Origin of the sequence: Pseudomonas sp. TH39(2020) (assembly GCF_016650715.1) — a bacterium.
GTDB lineage: Bacteria > Pseudomonadota > Gammaproteobacteria > Pseudomonadales > Pseudomonadaceae > Aquipseudomonas > Aquipseudomonas mandelii_C.
The window spans coordinates 73,814-88,330 of the sequence record NZ_JAEKFF010000006.1 but is presented as its reverse complement, the minus strand read 5'-3'; the positions used below and the strand labels follow the sequence as shown (position 1 = coordinate 88,330).

Here is a 14,517-nt window from a genome sequence, read left to right as displayed (position 1 = left end):
TAATAAGAAACCAAGGATTAAAGGGGGGACCCTATGAGTCATGAAATATTTGTATCTGTACTGATTCCGGCAAAAAACGAAGCGAACAACCTGAAGCCCTTGATTGAAGAAGTTCGCGCGGCCTTGGCCGACGAGGCGTACGAAATCATTGTTGTGGACGATGGCAGTACCGATGCCACCTTGCACGAACTGCGGCAGATCAAAAACAGTGGCCTGAGCACGCTGCGTATCCTGCGTCATGAGCGTTCGCTTGGGCAAAGCACCTCGCTTTACCATGCGGCACTGGCTGCCAAGGGGCAGTGGCTGGCCACGCTCGATGGCGATGGCCAGAACGATCCTGCGGACATCCCCGGGATGTTGGCGTTGGTGCGCGGCGAGCAGGGGCAGGCCGGCATTCAGTTGGTGGCCGGGCACCGGGTCAACCGCCGCGACAACGCGAGCAAGCGCTGGGCTTCGCGGTTCGCCAATGGTTTGCGCAGCCGTATGCTCAAGGACCTGACACCGGACACCGGTTGCGGATTGAAATTGATCGAGCGGGCGGCGTTTCTGCGCCTGCCGTACTTCGATCATATGCATCGGTTTATTCCTGCACTGATCCAGCGCCATAACGGCCGAATGATCACTCATCCGGTCAACCACCGTCACCGCACATCCGGGGTCTCCAAATACGGCAACCTCGACCGTGCCTTGGTGGGCATTCTCGACCTGATCGGCGTCTGGTGGCTGATCCGGCGCACGCGCCTGAACGCCAATGCGCAGGAAATCGAAGGATGAATCTTTCCCGTGAAACCCTGTGGCTGGTGGTCGGCTTCGCCGGCCAGATAGCCTTTACCGGTCGCTTCGTCTTGCAGTGGCTTTACAGCGAATACAAGAAACGCAGCGTGATTCCAGTGAGTTTCTGGTACCTGAGCATCGTCGGTAGCGCACTGCTGCTCGCTTATGCCATTTACCGGGAGGACCCGGTATTCATTGCCGGTCAAGCCTTCGGTTCGATCGTTTATCTGCGCAATTTGCAGTTGATTGCTCGCAGCAAACACTTAAAGGACTGAGTCATGCGCAGAACGTTATCACCCCGGGTCGAATGCCTGGGTTTGATGTTGCTCGCCCTGGTTTTGATCGGTGCCGGGCTGGGGCTACGTCAGCCGCAGAATGTCGACGAGGAGCGATTCCTTGGCGTTGCGCTCGAGATGTTGCAGCACGGCTCGTGGCTTATTCCGCACCGTGCGGCCGAGATCTACGGTGACAAGCCGCCGATTTTCATGTGGACGGTGGCGTTCTTCGCCTGGCTCACCGGGAAACCCTCCATCGCTCTGTATCTGCCGGGTCTTCTATCGGCCGTGACGGTCACCGCCGTGGTCTATGACCTGGCGCGCAGGTTATGGCATCAACGTGCCGGTCGGATGGCGGCGCTCTTGTACCTGGCGACGTATCAGACGTACAGCATCCTGCAGACCGGCCAGATCGACAGCTTTTTGATTCTGTTCACCTCCGTGGGTATGTACGGTCTGGCGCGGCACCTGTTGCTCGGGCCGGCCTGGCGCTGGTTTTACCTGGGCTGCGCCGCCATGGGCATTGGTGTGATCACCAAAGGGGTTGGCTTCGTCCCGGCCCTGATGCTGATTCCGTATGCCTACGCGGTGCGCAAAGGTTGGCCCGGTGTGGTGGCCATGCCGGGCGAGGCGCGCAAGTGGCTGCTGGGACTGTTGGTCATGCTGGGCGCCATCGCGATCTGGTTACTGCCCTTGGCCTTATCCATCGCGCTCAATGGCACTGCTGACGAGATCGCCTATGCGCGAGAGATTCTGCTGCGCCAGACCGCGGGACGTTATGCCGCCGCCTGGGACCATCGCGAGCCGTTCTGGTATTTCTTCGTTCACGTGATCCCGCAATATTGGCTGCCGCTGGTGCTCGTGTTGCCGTGGCTGGTGCCCGCTTGGCGCCGACAACTGCGCAAGCACGACGGCCGAGTGCTGGTGCTGCTGGGTTGGGTCGTGCTGGTAGTACTGTTTTTCTGTATCAGCAGCGGCAAGCGCAAGTTGTACATCTACCCGGCGTTGCCCGGGCTGGTGCTGGTGGCTGCGCCGCTGATTCCCTGGTTGCTCAAGCGCTGGTTCAGTCAGCGTCCGCGGGGTCGGCGAGTATTCCAGGCGCTGGTCGTGACCTGGTTTGCGCTTTGGATTGCCCGCGGTTTCATCGAACCGATCAAGGACGGTCCCAACCCTCATGAGGCGATCATGGCGCAGGCGGCGACCATGACCCAAGGTGCCGACCTGGTGTTGGTCAATTGGCGCGAGGGCCATTGGCTGTTCGCACGACAACCGATCGTGCACTTCGGGATGGTCGGCTCCACAGTCGAGCAGGCGGCACTGTGGTTGCGCGAACACCCTCAGGCGTACGCCTTGGTCCCCGACGAACTGTTGAGCCAGTGTTTCAATCCTCAGGCCGCGCGTGAGTTGGGCGAAACCTCCCGAGCGCACTGGTCGATCGTCGGCGCCGATGCCGATAACGGCCAATGTCATCCGGGGCAACCCGTCAATGTCTATCGATTTACTTGGGACCGAGAAAAAGTATGAGCAAGGCAAGGAAGGCTGGAATTGTTCTGATCGCGGCGCTGGTCGGCGTTAGTGGGGTTTTCGTTCATTTTGGCTGGCCCGGGCAGTTGTACGCGCACTGGCATAACAGTTGGTATGGCAATCAGGCGCCAGGCAAAAATATCTGGCTGCCAGACTACAAGGTCATGGTCGAAGCCAAGCCGATCCCGGGCATCACCGATTTGTCCGGTATCGCCTATGACCCTGATCACGACCGCATGTTGGGTATCACCAATGGTGCGCCGATGGAAATTCTGGCGCTGACCCGTGACGGCGATTTGATCGAACGCTACCCATTGATCGGTTTCGAGGACACCGAAGGCATTGCTTACCTGGGCAAAGGGCGAGTGGCCATCGTCGATGAAAGGTTGCAGCGGCTGCACATTTTCACCCTGCCGGACACCGCTGGCCCCATCCGTGCGGAGCAAACCGAGTCACTCGCCATTGAGATCAACCTGAGCGAGCATAACAAGGGGTTTGAAGGTGTGACCTATGACCCGGCCAATGACCGCATCTTCGCCATCAAGGAGCGTGATCCGCGGCAACTGTACTCAATCACCGGCATGCTCGACTCCATTGGCAACCGAATGCAGATCCGTATCAAGGACTTGACGGCCTGGGTCGACCGCGGCGTTTTCAGCAAAGACCTTTCCGAGGGTTACTACGATCCTCGGACCGGCCACTTACTGTTGCTAAGCGAACAGTCCAGCAACCTGACCGAACTGGACCAGCAGGGTAAGTTCGTCAGTATTCTCTCCCTGCGCGCCTTGGCGGGTGACCTCAAGCATACGCTGCCGCAAGCCGAAGGCATGACCATGGACAATAAAGGCGAGCTTTACATTGTGAGCGAGCCCAACCTGTTTTACCGGTTCAGCCAAACGAAGGCCGGTCTCTCGGCGAGCGCAGAAAATCACTGATAACGTTGAAGTTTTCATGCCAGCGGGGGACTCACTTACGCAGATCGTTCAGAGCTTGCGCTGCGTTCCCCCTACCGGATAAAAGACCCGCCGCAGGGGGCTGAGCATGGCTATAATCGCCCCACGTTTCCCTCCTGTCACAACACGAGACTGCCATGACTATTTCCCTGTACGCCGCTTCCGTCCCGGTTTTCAAACAAATGCTCAACGCCCTGAGCGACGTTTTGAACAAGGCCGAAGCCCACGCCACTGCCAAGAACATCGACCCAAATGCTTTCCTGCAAGCCCGTCTGTACCCGGACATGTTCCCGCTGGTCCGTCAGGTGCAGATCGCCGTTGATTTCGCCAAGGGCGTTTCCGCGCGTCTGGCCGAAGTTGAACTGCCAAAATACGACGACACCGAAACCACCTTCGCCGAGCTGCAAGCGCTGATCGCCAAAGTGCTGGCCTTCATCGGCGAGATCAAACCGGAACAGATCGACGGCAAGGAAGGCATCGAAATCATCACCCGTCAGGGCACGCCGAAAGAGAAGCGCTTCACCGGCCAGGCTTACCTGCTGAGCTACGGTCTGCCGCAATTCTTCTTCCACGTCACCACCACCTACGCACTGCTGCGTCACAACGGTGTGGAAGTAGGCAAGCGCGATTACATGGGCGCGTTCTAAACCTTCCGGATATACAAAAGCCCGCCAAGGTTCGCACCTTGGCGGGCTTTTTTTTATGAATCAAAAGATCTTTGTTACGCCAGACGCTGAGCTTTTTCGTCTTCCCCCAGGCAAGCGGCGGCAGTGAACAGCACGTCGGTGGAGGAGTTCAGCGCGGTTTCCGCCGAGTCCTGCAGCACACCGATGATGAACCCGACGGCCACCACCTGCATGGCGATTTCACTGGGGATGCCGAACAGGCTGCAGGCCAGTGGAATCAGCAGCAACGAGCCGCCCGCCACGCCCGAAGCGCCACAGGCACAGATCGCGGCGACGATGCTCAGCAGGATGGCGGTCGGAATGTCCACGGCGACGCCCAGCGTATGCACGGCCGCCAGGGTCAGCACGGTAATGGTGATCGCCGCGCCGGCCATGTTGATGGTCGCGCCCAACGGGATCGAGACCGAGTAGGTGTCTTCGTGCAGGCCCAGGCGCTTGCTCAATTCCAGATTGACCGGAATGTTCGCCGCCGAGCTGCGGGTGAAAAACGCCGTGATGCCGCTTTCCCGCAGGCACATCAGCACCAGCGGATAAGGGTTGCGACGCAGTTTCCAGAACACAATGACCGGGTTCATCACCAGCGCTACAAACAGCATGCAGCCCAGCAAAACCGCCAGCAGATGCACATAGCCGATCAAGGCACCGAAACCGGAGGTGGCGAGGGTCGAAGCCACCAGGCCAAAAATACCCAGCGGCGCAAAACGGATCACCAGGCGCACGATCAGGGTCACGCCGTTAGACAAGTCGCCGAGCACCTCGCGAGTGGTGTCACCGGCATGGCGAATGGCAACGCCCATGCCAATCGCCCACGCCAGAATACCGATGAAGTTGGCATTCATCAGCGCACTGACCGGGTTGTCGACCACACTCAACAGCAGACTTTGCAGTACTTCACTGATACCGCCCGGCGCGGTGACCGCAACGTCGTGAGTTGCCAACACCAGGCTCGACGGGAACAACGTACTGGCGACAACGGCCACCACCGCCGCCGCGAAAGTCCCCAGCAGATAGAGAAACAGAATCGGCCGGATGTGGGTTTCCTGGCCGTGCTTATGGTTGGCGATCGACGCCATGACCAGCACGAACACCAGAATCGGCGCGACAGCTTTAAGCGCCGATACGAAGACTTTGCCGATGAACGCTGTGGACTTCGCCAGCTCCGGCGCGAACAGCGCGAGGGCAATCCCGGCGATCAGGCCGATGATGATTTGTGTGACCAGGCTTGAGCGTTTCAGGCGTAACCATAGGGAAGGGGATGAAGCAGTCATAAAACGGCATCTCTGATTTTATTAGGTGCGGGGTATCGCGACATCAATGCCAATCAATGGCCGATGAACAGGGTGTACGTATCGCAGGGCGCGGACTTTATCACAGCGTAGTCTTCATCCTTCAGACCTGTGACGATCTGCCGCCTGCGGAGGCAACGAGATCGGCAGGTTCGTGCAACCCTGATCGGAAACACTCTGTTAAGATTCGCCATCCTCATTTTCAAGTCATGCCAGTGGGCCTTCGGGCTATCGCTGGTGTCGTCGTTTTCTGGAGTTCTGCATGCTGTTGCCCATCCTTCTGTTGTCTGCCGCCGGTTTCACGGTGCTGACCACGGAATTCATCATCGTCGGCCTGTTGCCGGCGATCGCTCGAGACCTTGAAGTCAGCGTCCCTCAGGCGGGGTTGCTGGTGACCTTGTTCGCCTTCACGGTCGCCGCATTCGGGCCGTTCCTGACCGCCTATTTCGCCCGGTTCGAGCGCCGCAAATTGTTCATCTCGGTGCTGATCATGTTCGGCCTGGCCAACACCCTCGCGGCGTTTGCGCCGAACATCGGGGTGATGGCCATTGCCCGGCTGATCCCCGCGTTGGGGTTGCCGGTGTTCTGGGCGCTGGCCAGTGAAACCGCGGTGGACATCGTCGGCCCGGACTATGCCGGTCGCGCCATCGCCAAGATCGGTTTCGGCATTGTCTGCGCCACCGTGTTCGGCATTCCGGTGGGCACACTGATCTCCGATGCGTTCGGCTGGCGCAGTGCCTTCGGCATTCTGGCGGTGATCGCGTTTGCCAAGGCGTTGCTGCTGTTTATCTACCTGCCGAAAACCAATCTGCATCAGCATCAGGTGAGCTTTCGCTCGCAGTTCAGAATCCTGCGCAGCCCGCTGATGGTGGGGCATGTGCTGCTGTCGATCCTGGTGTTCAGCGGCATGTTCACCGCTTATACCTACCTGGCGGACATTCTTGAGCGACTGGCCGGTTTCAACGGCACGGTGGTCGGCTGGTGCCTGATGGGCTTCGGCGCGGTGGGATTGATCGGTAACTCACTGGGCGGTCGCGCGGTGGATCGTCATCCGTTGATCGCTTCGATGATGTTCTGCGCGTTCATGATCGCCGGCCTGGTGGCGTTGGTGCCGAACATTCATTCGCCGCTGGGTCTGGCAGCGGCGATGGGGATCTGGGGCGTGACTCAGGCGGCGTTGTTCCTGGTCAGCCATGTGCGATTGATGAAGGCTGCACCCGAAGCGCCGGCGTTCGCGGCATCGCTGAACATTGCCGGAGCTAACCTCGGGATCGGCCTGGGCGCCATGATCGGCGGTAGGGTCATCGACGGTGTAGGCCTGCAAGGTCTTGGTTTTGCGGCGGCCGCTTTTATCCTCGCCTCGATCCTCCTGGCCATCGCGCTGATGACCTTCAAGCCTCGCGAAGTCTGCGCCTGACACCTCACATCTCGGTGAACAGCTCGCGTCGGGCACCTTCGGTAATGGCGACAATGCCGGGGTGCTTGACCTTGCGTTCCACCGAAATGGCGTAGAACGACTCGGTCACCGCGTCGGTCTGGCCGATCAATTCCACGCCGTATTGGCGTATTACTTCATCGGCAATCACGCTCGGGCCGATGAAGATCCCGCTGCCGGATTGGCCGAAAGCCTGCATCAAGGCGCTGTCGTCGAACTCGCCGACGATGCGCGGCTGGATCTGCTGCTCGGCAAACCAGCGCTGCAAGCGACTGCGCACCACGGTCTCCGGCCCTGGAATCAGCAGCGGTGCGCCGTGCAGGCTGCGGGGGAAATCCTGACCGTATTGCGCCGCCAGTTCAGCAGTGGCGAAGAAGCTGATCCCGCATTCCCCGAGTTTCTGGCTGTAGCCCTTGATGTCCAGGTGCGAGGGCATCGGGCTGTCGGAAATCACCAGGTCGAGCCGCTGGATCGCCAGGTCGGCGAGCAGGCGTTCGAGTTTGTCTTCGCGACAGGTGATGCGCAGCGGCTCGCTCAATTCCATGGTCGGCGCGATCAGGCGATAGACGATGGATTTGGGCACCACGTCTGCCACACCTACCCGAAACAGAATCTGCTGTTCGTTGGGCTGTGCTCGCAGCATCAGCTCCAGTTCGCCGCCCAGCTGAAACATTTGCTCGGCGTAGGGCAGGGTCTGGCGGCCGGCCTCAGTGAGTTCCAGTTGTCGGCCGACCCGGCGAAACAGCTCGATGCCATAGGTTTGTTCGAGCAGGGAAATCTGCCCGCTGATGGTCTGCGGCGTCAGGTTCAGTTGCTCGCAAGCGCGCACGATGCTGCCGGTCTTGGCCACCACCCAGAAGTAATGCAGCTGTCGATAGTTGAGCATGGCGACCTACAGTTCGTTAAAACCGAAGTATAACCGCTAAAAATACGAATTTTCCTGAAGTGTTTGCCTCCTTAGAATGCCCCGCTATCGACGGGTGGCCTTTTCGGCCCTGTCTGTTCTATCGAGGAAAGCATCATGAAGCTTAAAACCACGGCACTGCTGATCACGTCTTTACTGGTATTGGCCGGTTGTGACCAGGCCGAAAAAAGCGCTCAGCAACTGATGGGCAAGGCTGCCGAAACCGCCAAACAAGCGATTGACGACACCCACAAAGCCGCAGAGCAGGCAATCAGTGACGCCACTGGCGGGCTGATCAGCAAGAAAGAACAACCGGCCAAAGAAACGGACAAAACCGAATCTACGTCCCAGGAAATCTAAACCGTCTTAAAAGAGTCAGGACTGACCCATGGAATACCTTTTAGAACTTGCTGCAAGCCCTACCGCCTGGGTCGCCCTGGCTACGTTGATCGTCATGGAAATCGTACTCGGCATCGATAACCTGATCTTCATTTCGATCTTGACCAATAAACTGCCTGAGCAGCACCGGCAGAAGGCGCGGCGCATTGGTATCGGCATGGCGCTGATCCTGCGATTGGCGCTGCTGAGCACCATCGCGTTCATTGTCCAGTTGACTGAGCCTGTGATCGATATCTTCGGCCAGACGTTCTCCTGGAAGGACATGATCCTGATTGCCGGCGGCCTGTTCCTGTTGTGGAAGGCGACCACCGAAATCCATCACAGCATGGACCCGGCGCCGGATGATCCGACGTCGGCCACCTCGACCGTGACCCTGGGCTTTGCCGCCGCGATCGGTCAGATCCTGCTGCTGGACATGGTGTTCTCCATCGACAGCATCATTACCGCTGTCGGCATGACCGAGCATTTGCCGATCATGATCATCGCGGTGGTGGTGTCGGTACTGGTGATGTTGCTGGCGGCTGATCCCCTGGCCAAGTTCATCAACGACAACCCGACGGTGGTGATGCTGGCGCTGGGCTTCCTGATCATGATCGGCATGACGCTGATCGCCGAAGGCTTCGGTGCCCACGTACCGAAAGGCTACGTGTATGCGGCCATGGCGTTCTCGGCGACGATCGAGGGTTTGAACATGATGTCGCGACGGGCGAAGCAGAAGCGTTTAGCCGCTGAAGCTTAATCTGCGTTAAACGAAACGGCCGCCTGAGCTCGAAAGAGCCCAGGCGGCCGTTTTTTGTTTGTATACAGAAGGGTGTCGGTCAGTGCGCGGTAGCGTGCTGTTCAGCGGTTGTATCGGGTTTTGCCACTGGCGCCGACTGAGCCGGATGATGGTGCCGGCGGGTAATGCGCAGGACCCCCCATAGCATGGCGGCGGCAACGGCCAGCCAGCCAGAAATCAACATCACAATGGTCATTGTCAGGCTCATCAGTGCCTCCTCTTCGCCCTGCTGCGGGCACATACTCTTTGCACATGACAGTCTAGTCGCTGCTGTGTTTCAGACTATGGACCAAAGGTCGGCTGTCACCAATCAGTTCGCTCTATCGAATGCCATCATCTGCCGGTTAAGGCTATACCGCTGCCGCGCGGCGTCCTATGATCGACGGCCAAGCCGGGAGCGTGAATGCCTGGCGTCTAAATCAAGTGAGTGATGATGGTGCGGGTATTTTCTCGAGTTCGATCTTTTGTGCTGGTCGTTGGCTGCGTTGCTGGTCTGGCTGGCTGCGCGGGGAGTGTGGCACCTGAAATCAAGCGCCTGCCGGAGCGAGTCGAGCTCAGTGGTACGTTCTACCGTGGCGTGGCGAATCAGAGTGGGCCGCAAGTGCTGGCCAGCATGTTGTCCCAGCAAGGCATTGTGATTACGCCAGGTTTGCTCGAAAAGCCGTTGCATTTGCCGGGTGCCGAAGCCCAGTTGCAGCAGAACATGCAGAACCTCGCTCGCGAGTACGGCATGGTCGTCTATCCCCTCGACAGCAATTTGCCTGCACTGTTGACCCAGGTTGCGGCCGGTTACCCGGTAATGGTGCGTTTCACCGAAGGCTCGGCGTTCTGGGCTGAACCGCGTTACGCCATTCTTGCCGGGTACAACCGTCAGAAGCAGACAGTGCTGCTGCGCTCGGGCATGAATCGACGGGAGTTGATGGGCTTCGGTTCGTTTGAATCGGCGCTCAAGGATGCCGGTGGCTGGGCCGTGCTGATTCAGAAACCGAATCAACTGCCGGCCAATGTCGATCAGCAGCGATGGCTCAAGGCAGCGAGCGACCTTGCCCAGGCAGGTCAAGAACAGGCGGCCGCCAGAGCGAAGAAAGCGCTGAACGCGCAATAAGTCCGTTCGTCATCTGTCGGGCACCCTTGCACGTTGCCGACCTCTAACAAAGTAGGGCCCGGATTTCTCCGGGCCAGACTCAAAGGAGGCGTCCATGGCTCATTCCACTACCCCCGTCGGCCCGCACTCGTCTGAGCATTCTTCGGGTGATGAGTTGGGCTTCGATCCCGATTCGCCGGACCTCGCCGATCCTCAGGTCGACCCCATCGGACCTGCCAAGGCGCCCAGGGATGTGAAGCCGGGCGACAATCCCAAGGCTCCCGCGAAGCCTTATGATCCACTCGCCGATCTGAAACCCTAAGCCTGAGTGAGGTGCGTATGTCTACCGATTCGAGTTTCAACGACAAACGTCCGGACAGCGTTCCAACCACGCCGGAAGAGGGTATTGACCCCGTGATGGATCCGAACGATCCGTTAAGGGATCCCTTGGCGCGTCCGATGGTAGTGCCAACGGAACATCCCCACGGCACGAGAGATCCGAGTGCCGGGGACGGTATTCCAGATGACGACCAGATGCCGCTGCCCAATGACTGACGCTGGACGAAAAAAAGCCCCGAATAGTCGGGGCTTTCTTTTATCTGTAGTTAATTATTTCGACGCTTCAACCACGCCGCTTTGACGATGCTTGAGATTCTTGTCGGATTTGTACTGCAAGGCTACAGACGGCACGTCCGCGCCTCTGCCGGTTTCAACCCAGCTGCGGATGCGAGTGGCATCGGCAAAGTGTGTGTACTTGCCAAAGGCATCGAGGATGACCAGCGCAACGGGGCGATTGCCCATGCTGGTGACCAGCACCAGGCAGTGACCTGCCTCGTTGGTGAAGCCGGTTTTCGTCAGCCTGATGTCCCAGTTCGGCTTGTTGATCAAATGGTCGGTATTACGAAAACCCAGGCTGTAGTTGGGTTTACGGAACGAGACGGTTTTTTCCTTGGTGGTACTCAGCTCGGTCAACAATGGGTATTTGTGCGCAGCGATCAGCAGTTTGCTCAGGTCGCGGGCTGTGGACACGTTGCGAGGGGAGAGACCGGTGGGTTCGACGAAGTGCGTGCTGGTCATGCCCAGTGCTTTAGCTTTGGCATTCATTGCGGCAATGAACGCGACGTAGCCACCCGGATAATGATGGGCCAGGCTCGCGGCAGCGCGGTTTTCAGAGGACATCAGGGCAATCAGCAGCATTTCCTTGCGCGGCATTTCGCTGTTGAGTTTCACCCGGGAAAACACACCTTTCATTTCCGGGGTGTCGCTGATGTTGATGTTGATGTATTCGTCCATGTTCTGCCTGGCTTCAACCACGACCAGGCCGGTCATCAGTTTGCTGACGGACGCGATCGGCACAACCACGTCAGGATTGCTGGCAAAGATGACTTTGTTGGTCTGCAGATCCATCAGCAATGCGCTGCCGGAAGCGATTTTCAGTGTTGACGTATCTCGCGGCGCCGAAGTGGTGTCGGCAGCGTTGACCATTGGCGTGGTGAAAGTCCCTGTAAATGCAAAAAATAGGCTCAGGATGGAAAGACGGATTTTCACGCTGGCGAACTCATAAGGGTGGATATGCCGTTTTGTTACGGGCTGTTTCTTAAAAACGACGCATTTTAGGAGTATGAGCTACGAAAGCGCTAGGCGCCTGTATGGCGAGAGCATTATATGAAAAAAAATTTACGGTTTTTGATGCCTGCCCTCGGTGAGCAGGCGCCGGATTGACTTACTTTTGATCGTTGCGCCGTGGGTCGGGTTTACGTTTGGTCAGAGGCACCAGCATTGCGACGTTCTGCTGATAGCGTCGGTATTGCTCCCCAAACAGATCCACCAGATCTTTCTCTTCAAAATGCACCCCAATCAGGATGTAGAGAGTGTTGAGTAGCGCAAAAAGTAGATGTCCGGCTGTCATGTCGGGTGTCGCCCAGAACACCATCACAAACCCCAAGTACATCGGGTGGCGAACCAGCTTGTAGAGTAAAGGGGTTTTAAAGGCAGGGTTCTCGGGTCTGGCGGGGTAAAAGGCGTTGAGTGCCTGCTTTATGCCGAACAGTTCGAAATGGCTGATCAGGAACGTCGCGAGCACGACCAGGCCCAGGCCCAGCCAGAATAAAGCCATGAGTAATCCGTGGCCCCATACAGACGTTACGCGCCAGATGGACGTTTCCATGGGTTGCCACAGCCAGAACAGCAGCGCGAGCGGCAGGCACGTGGACAATACGTAGGTCGCGCGCTCGATGGGGGGCGGGACGAACCGGGTCCACCAGCGCTTGAAGCGCTTTCGCGCCATGCCGCTGTGCTGTACGGCAAACAGCGTAATCAGCAAGGTGTCGACGAGGATCGCCACGGGCCAGTCGAGGCTGGAGCCGGAGTTAATGTCTTTGGGCACTCCGATGCCTGAGAGAAAACCTGTCAGGTAAAGCGCGGTGAGCAGAAAACACAGGTAACAGAAGAGGCTGTAAAGCAGGCCAGCGAGTTTTCCAGTGAAAACGAAAAAGCGATGTTGAGTCAGGCCGCGGGGGCTCATAAATGATGCCTTTTCAGCGTCGCGCGTACTTCCCGATTCGCGTCTACGGTTTATGGGATGTTTCGATAATCAGTCTAGGACGATTTAAGGTTTTCGCCGTTGCTCTGTCCGGCAGTCCTTCAGGGGTATTACTTCTTCCATGGCTGAAAACAAGAAACCCCACCAGAGGCGGGGTTTCTTGTTTGTTCGGCGTGGTGTGGAATCAGCTGTGCAGTGTTTCGGCCGCATACAGCGTGTTTTCCAGCAGGCAAGCGCGGGTCATCGGGCCAACGCCACCCGGGACTGGAGTGATCCAGCCGGCGCGGGGCAGGGCGGTGTCGTAGATCACGTCACCGACCAGTTTACCGTCTTCCTGGCGGTTGATGCCGACGTCGATCACGATCGCGCCTTCCTTGATCCACTCGCCTTTGACGAGGCCCGGCTTGCCGGCAGCGACGACAACCAGATCGGCACGACCGACGTGGCCTGCCAGATCCTTGGTGAAGCGGTGGGTGACAGTCACGGTGCAGCCGGCCAGCAGCAATTCCATTGCCATCGGGCGGCCAACAATGTTGGAGGCCCCGACAATCACTGCGTCCATCCCGTAGAGATCGACACCGGTGCTTTCCAGCAACGTCATGATGCCTTTCGGGGTGCACGGACGCAGCAGCGGAATACGCTGTGCGAGACGGCCGACGTTATAAGGGTGGAAACCGTCGACGTCCTTGTCTGGACGAATGCGTTCCAGCAATTTGGAGGCGTCCAGGTGTTCAGGTAAAGGAAGCTGAAGCAAAACGCCATCAATCGCCGGGTCGTCGTTCAGGCGATCGATCAGATCGGTCAGCACTTCTTGAGTGGTTTCGGAAGGCAGGTCGTAGGCTTGGGAAATGAAGCCGACCTCTTCACAGTCTTTACGCTTGTGCGAGACATAAACCTGAGAGGCGGGATCGCTGCCGACCAGGATCACCGCGAGACCGGGCGTGCGCAGACCTTGCTGGCGACGCTCGTTGACGCGTTTGGCGATCTGCTGGCGCAGGCTGGCGGCGATCGATTTGCCGTCGATTAGTTGTGCAGTCATTGCGCGTGATTAACCATCGAGAGGGGAAAAAAAGAGAACGCATTCTCGCATGTCATGAGGTGAGGGCAAAGGCGCTTGGTCTGCAAATTCCCCTAACCCCTTTAATTAAATGAATTTTTTTTAAAAAAGAGTTGACGACCTTCAGGGTCACCTATAACATTCGTCGCACTTGTCGGGCACAGCCTAGCACTGGTTAAGAAGGTCGAGCAGAGTTGATGTTTAATTCGGTGAGACTGAAAGCACTTAGTTTGTAATCGTCCAAGAATACAGATTAACAAGGCGCCCGTAGCTCAGCTGGATAGAGCATCCGCCTTCTAAGCGGATGGTCGCAGGTTCGAGTCCTGCCGGGTGCGCCATTAGGCAGCTTTGGCACAAGTAGCAACATGGCAATATGGTGGGCGTAGCTCAGTTGGTAGAGCACGGGATTGTGACTCCCGTTGTCGAGGGTTCGATCCCCTTCGTCCACCCCATATTTAGAAAGGCGCCAGATTAACAGTCTGGCGCCTTTGCTTTAAAAGCTTGATGCGGATGTGGTGGAATTGGTAGACACACTGGATTTAGGTTCCAGCGCCGCAAGGTGTGAGAGTTCGAGTCTCTCCGTCCGCACCATTACAAGTAGCTATTTAATAGCAGAAAACGGCGCAGCACCTGAAAAGGGCTGCGCCGTTTTTGTTTTAGAAGTCTGAATTTTCAAAGCGGCCGCAGGTTCTGGGTCGAGAGGGCGGCTCGGATCGTCGGATTTATGTTTCTCGATGATGCTGATTCGTCCGTTGGTCCCCTTGTGGGGTCGACTGTCAGGGATGGATTGCCGATGCCTTCTATATATAGAAGGATTGGT

16 protein-coding genes, 3 tRNA genes and 1 pseudogene are annotated in these 14,517 nt (G+C 57.8%); 14 read left to right on the top strand and 6 right to left on the bottom strand.

Annotated elements, in window-relative coordinates; all coding sequences use genetic code 11:
• Positions 1-33: 33 nt before the first annotated feature.
• From JFU47_RS08255 to JFU47_RS08235, 5 genes are all read left to right on the top strand, one after another.
• Positions 34-774, top strand: coding sequence for a glycosyltransferase family 2 protein (locus JFU47_RS08255; RefSeq protein WP_201182427.1), 741 nt, complete (start codon positions 34-36; stop codon positions 772-774).
• On the top strand, positions 771-1,049 hold the full coding sequence (locus JFU47_RS08250; RefSeq protein ID WP_008148397.1) for a lipid-A-disaccharide synthase N-terminal domain-containing protein: 279 nt from the start codon (positions 771-773) through the stop codon (positions 1,047-1,049). Before JFU47_RS08255 ends, JFU47_RS08250 begins: the two co-directional genes overlap by 4 nt.
• A 3-nt stretch (positions 1,050-1,052) precedes the next feature.
• On the top strand, positions 1,053-2,573 hold the full coding sequence (locus JFU47_RS08245; RefSeq protein WP_140894679.1) for an ArnT family glycosyltransferase: 1,521 nt from the start codon (positions 1,053-1,055) through the stop codon (positions 2,571-2,573).
• Positions 2,570-3,508: an SdiA-regulated domain-containing protein gene (locus tag JFU47_RS08240; RefSeq protein WP_201182424.1), complete on the top strand. Its 939-nt coding sequence runs from the start codon at positions 2,570-2,572 to the stop codon at positions 3,506-3,508. The genes JFU47_RS08245 and JFU47_RS08240 overlap by 4 nt, the downstream gene beginning before the upstream one ends.
• 155 nt (positions 3,509-3,663) lie before the next feature.
• Positions 3,664-4,173, top strand: a complete 510-nt coding sequence (locus tag JFU47_RS08235) for a DUF1993 domain-containing protein (protein WP_008148402.1) — start codon at positions 3,664-3,666, stop codon at positions 4,171-4,173.
• Positions 4,174-4,247: 74 nt separating this feature from the next.
• On the opposite strand, the gene sstT is transcribed toward JFU47_RS08235, so the two are convergent.
• Positions 4,248-5,480 (bottom strand): serine/threonine transporter SstT, encoded by a 1,233-nt coding sequence (gene sstT, locus JFU47_RS08230; protein ID WP_201182422.1) that lies wholly within the window; start codon positions 5,478-5,480, stop codon positions 4,248-4,250.
• A 280-nt stretch (positions 5,481-5,760) separates the two neighbouring features.
• On the opposite strand from sstT, the gene JFU47_RS08225 reads away from it, so the two are divergent.
• Complete coding sequence (locus JFU47_RS08225) at positions 5,761-6,915, top strand: MFS transporter (RefSeq protein ID WP_201182420.1); 1,155 nt, start codon at positions 5,761-5,763, stop codon at positions 6,913-6,915.
• Between the two features lie 4 nt (positions 6,916-6,919).
• Here JFU47_RS08225 and nhaR read toward each other — a convergent pair whose 3' ends face one another.
• Complete coding sequence (gene nhaR / locus JFU47_RS08220; protein WP_008148408.1) at positions 6,920-7,819, bottom strand: transcriptional activator NhaR; 900 nt, start codon at positions 7,817-7,819, stop codon at positions 6,920-6,922.
• Between the two features lie 135 nt (positions 7,820-7,954).
• Between nhaR and JFU47_RS08215 the strand changes: the two genes are divergently transcribed.
• Together JFU47_RS08215 and JFU47_RS08210 are read left to right on the top strand one after the other, a co-directional pair.
• Positions 7,955-8,197 (top strand): hypothetical protein, encoded by a 243-nt coding sequence (locus JFU47_RS08215; RefSeq protein WP_046047583.1) that lies wholly within the window; start codon positions 7,955-7,957, stop codon positions 8,195-8,197.
• A gap of 28 nt (positions 8,198-8,225) precedes the next feature.
• A complete protein-coding gene (locus tag JFU47_RS08210) occupies positions 8,226-8,975 on the top strand; it encodes a TerC family protein (protein WP_123366156.1) in 750 nt (249 codons plus the stop codon).
• Between the two features lie 79 nt (positions 8,976-9,054).
• On the opposite strand, the gene JFU47_RS08205 is transcribed toward JFU47_RS08210, so the two are convergent.
• Complete coding sequence (locus JFU47_RS08205; protein ID WP_201182418.1) at positions 9,055-9,255, bottom strand: hypothetical protein; 201 nt, start codon at positions 9,253-9,255, stop codon at positions 9,055-9,057.
• 134 nt (positions 9,256-9,389) lie between these two features.
• Here JFU47_RS08205 and JFU47_RS08200 point away from each other — a divergent pair.
• From JFU47_RS08200 to JFU47_RS08190, 3 genes and pseudogenes are all read left to right on the top strand, one after another.
• Positions 9,390-10,119: pseudogene (locus JFU47_RS08200) on the top strand (peptidase C39 family protein).
• 94 nt (positions 10,120-10,213) lie between these two features.
• Positions 10,214-10,420, top strand: a complete 207-nt coding sequence (locus JFU47_RS08195; RefSeq protein WP_027925384.1) for a DUF6021 family protein — start codon at positions 10,214-10,216, stop codon at positions 10,418-10,420.
• A gap of 17 nt (positions 10,421-10,437) precedes the next feature.
• The gene (locus tag JFU47_RS08190; RefSeq protein WP_140680193.1) at positions 10,438-10,653 is read left to right on the top strand and encodes a hypothetical protein; all 216 of its coding nucleotides are present in this window, start codon (positions 10,438-10,440) and stop codon (positions 10,651-10,653) included.
• A 54-nt stretch (positions 10,654-10,707) separates the two neighbouring features.
• Here the strand turns inward: JFU47_RS08190 and pbpG are convergent, their stop codons facing one another.
• The 3 genes from pbpG to folD form a co-directional block, all read right to left on the bottom strand.
• Entirely contained in the window at positions 10,708-11,646 is a 939-nt protein-coding gene (pbpG, locus tag JFU47_RS08185; RefSeq protein WP_140680191.1) for a D-alanyl-D-alanine endopeptidase, read from the bottom strand.
• A gap of 175 nt (positions 11,647-11,821) precedes the next feature.
• Positions 11,822-12,622 carry a methanethiol S-methyltransferase gene (gene mddA / locus JFU47_RS08180; protein ID WP_140894684.1) on the bottom strand — a complete coding sequence of 267 codons (801 nt, stop codon included), beginning with the start codon at positions 12,620-12,622 and terminating at the stop codon, positions 11,822-11,824.
• A 202-nt stretch (positions 12,623-12,824) separates the two neighbouring features.
• The gene (folD, locus tag JFU47_RS08175) at positions 12,825-13,679 is read right to left on the bottom strand and encodes a bifunctional methylenetetrahydrofolate dehydrogenase/methenyltetrahydrofolate cyclohydrolase FolD (protein ID WP_140680189.1); all 855 of its coding nucleotides are present in this window, start codon (positions 13,677-13,679) and stop codon (positions 12,825-12,827) included.
• Positions 13,680-13,958: 279 nt separating this feature from the next.
• On the opposite strand from folD, the gene JFU47_RS08170 reads away from it, so the two are divergent.
• From JFU47_RS08170 to JFU47_RS08160, 3 genes are all read left to right on the top strand, one after another.
• Positions 13,959-14,035 (top strand) — tRNA-Arg (locus JFU47_RS08170).
• Between the two features lie 38 nt (positions 14,036-14,073).
• Positions 14,074-14,149, top strand: a tRNA-His gene (locus JFU47_RS08165).
• Between the two features lie 54 nt (positions 14,150-14,203).
• Positions 14,204-14,288, top strand: a tRNA-Leu gene (locus JFU47_RS08160).
• Positions 14,289-14,517: the final 229 nt, after the last annotated feature.